Annotated in this window: 1 protein-coding gene and 2 pseudogenes; all 3 read left to right on the top strand. The window is 71.3% G+C overall.

All coding sequences use genetic code 11. From position 1 onward, the window contains the following. Nucleotides 1–233 (top strand): annotated as a pseudogene (locus I53_RS24575) (ABC transporter ATP-binding protein); the annotation flags it as partial. After that, nucleotides 230–1624, top strand: coding sequence for a DUF3526 domain-containing protein (locus tag I53_RS24580; RefSeq protein ID WP_043355658.1), 1395 nt, complete (start codon nt 230–232; stop codon nt 1622–1624). The pseudogene I53_RS24575 and the gene I53_RS24580, both read left to right, overlap by 4 nt. After that, nucleotides 1621–2215: pseudogene (locus I53_RS24585) on the top strand (hypothetical protein); the annotation flags it as partial. The gene I53_RS24580 and the pseudogene I53_RS24585, both read left to right, overlap by 4 nt.

Raw genomic sequence — 2215 nt, forward strand, 5'->3', positions numbered from 1 at the left:
CCGGCCTCGACCCATCGGCGGCGGCGGCCTTCTCCGGGACGGTGCGGGCGGCGGCGGAGCGCGGCACGGCGGTGCTGATGGCGACCCACGACCTCTACCGCGTGCGCGAGATGGCCGACCGGGTTGGCGTGCTGGCAGGCGGGCGCGTCGCCGAGGAGATCGATCCGAGGCGCTACGCGCACACCGATCTGGAACGCCTCTACATCGCGCGCCTGTCGGGGGCGGTCACGTGAGGCGCGTCCGCGCGGAGTTGGCGCTGCTGTGGCGGGACGCGCGCGTCCGCTGGATCGGCGGCCTGCTCGTCCTGCTCCTGATGGTCACGGGCCTCGGCGCCTGGCAATCCGCCCGCGATTACGGTGCCGAGGTCGCGCGGGTTACGGCCGCAGAGCGGGCCCGCTGGCTCGGGCAGGATGCCAAGAACCCGCATTCCGCCGATCATTACGGCCTGTGGGTGTTTCGCCCGTCGTCGCCCCTCGCCATCCTCGATCCCGGCACCGAGCCCTATACGGGCCGGATGGTGCGGATCGAGGCGCACCTGTTCAACGATGCGGTCTACCGCGCCGTGCAGGATGCCGGCCCCTTCGACCGGGCCGGCCTCTCCGATGTCTCCGATGTCGTCGGCCTCGTTGTTCCCCTGGTGGCGCTTCTCCTCGGCTTTGCCGCCTTCGCGGCGGATCGCGAGCGCGGTACCCTGCGCCTCGCCCTCGGCAACGGCGCGCCGCCCGGCCCACTCTTTGCCGCCCGCTTCGCCGCCCTGAACCTCGTCCTTGCGGTCCTGGTCTGCCTGCCCCTCCTCACGCTCGGCGGCGTGGCCATCGCGAGCCTCGGCACCGCGGGTTGGCAGGCTTGGCCGCGCCTCCTCGTCTGGGTCGCGGTGCAGGCCCTCTACGGTGCCGTCTTCCTGCTCATCGCGATGATCGCCTCATTGCTGGCCCGCACGGCGCGGGGAGCCTTGACGATCTCCCTCGCGGTCTGGATCGCGCTGTGCCTCGTCGCGCCACGGCTCGCGACTGCAGGCATGGAGATGGTCTCGCCCGCCCCGTCCTATCGCGAGACCCGGCTGCGGATCGACGGGGACCTGCGTCCCCATAAATCCGCCGAAGCCAGCGATGCGCGAGCGCAGGCGACGCTCGCCCGCTACGGCGTGAGCGATCCGCAGGAACTCCCTGTGGATCTGCGTGGCCTCATGATGGTGGAGAACGACCACCATGCCTTCGCGGTCTACGACCGGGAACTCGGGGCCTTCTTCGCGGCCCTGGCGGCGCGGGATGCCGCGTTCGGCTGGGCGGGCCTGCTCTCGCCGCGCGTCGCCCTCCAGCGTGTGTCGGAAGGCCTTGTGGGGACCGATTTCGTTCAGCACGCCCATTTCGTCTGGTCTGCCGAGGCTTACCGGCGGGCGATCTCGGAGCGCATGAATGCCGAGATCCGCGACAACCCACAGCGCGACGGGCGCGCCATGCTGGCGGGGCCGGAATTGTGGCGCGCAATTCCGCCCTTTGCCTTTGCGCCCCTGCCGCTGTCGCGGTCCCTCGCCGAGATCCGGGTCCCGGCCCTCCTGCTCGGTCTGTGGCTGGCGCTGCTCGCCGCCGGGAGCATCCCCCTGATCCGCAGGCTGGCCCCGTGAGCCAATCGCGCTTTCTCCCACTGCTGAGGACCGAACTGCGCCTGATCCTGCGCGAGCGGCTGACCTGGGCGATCCTCGCCGCGCTCCTGGCGGCCCTCTGCCTGGGGGGACATACCGGTGCCCAGCGTGTGGCGGGCGAACGGGCCGCGATGGCGCAAGCCTCGGACGATGCCGCGCGCTCCCTCCGGGACGCTAAGGAGGCCGCCGCCCGCTACGCCGTGCCGCGTGCGATGACGGTCAATTACTGGCAGGATCCGACCCACGCCTTCGGCTACATGCACTACTTCCTCGCCGCCTACGCCGTGAAGCCGCCGACGCCCCTGGCCGTGCTCTCTGCGGGGCAGAGCGAGATCCAGCCCGCCGTCATGAAGACGAGCTTCGGCTTCAGCTCCGTCTTCGAGGACACGGCCTACGAACTGGGATCCTCCGCCGCGCTGAGGCTCGGGCCCTTCGACCTCGCCTTCGTCCTCATCTACCTCGTTCCCCTGGCGGTGATCGCCATCGCGGGAACGCGCCTCGCCGCCGAGCAGGATGCCGGGATCCTCCGCCTCATCGCGGCCCAGCCCGTACACCCCCGGATCGTCGCGGGCG

Origin of the sequence: Methylobacterium sp. B1 (genome assembly GCF_000333255.1) — a bacterium.
Taxonomy (GTDB): Bacteria; Pseudomonadota; Alphaproteobacteria; order Rhizobiales; family Beijerinckiaceae; genus Methylobacterium; species Methylobacterium fujisawaense.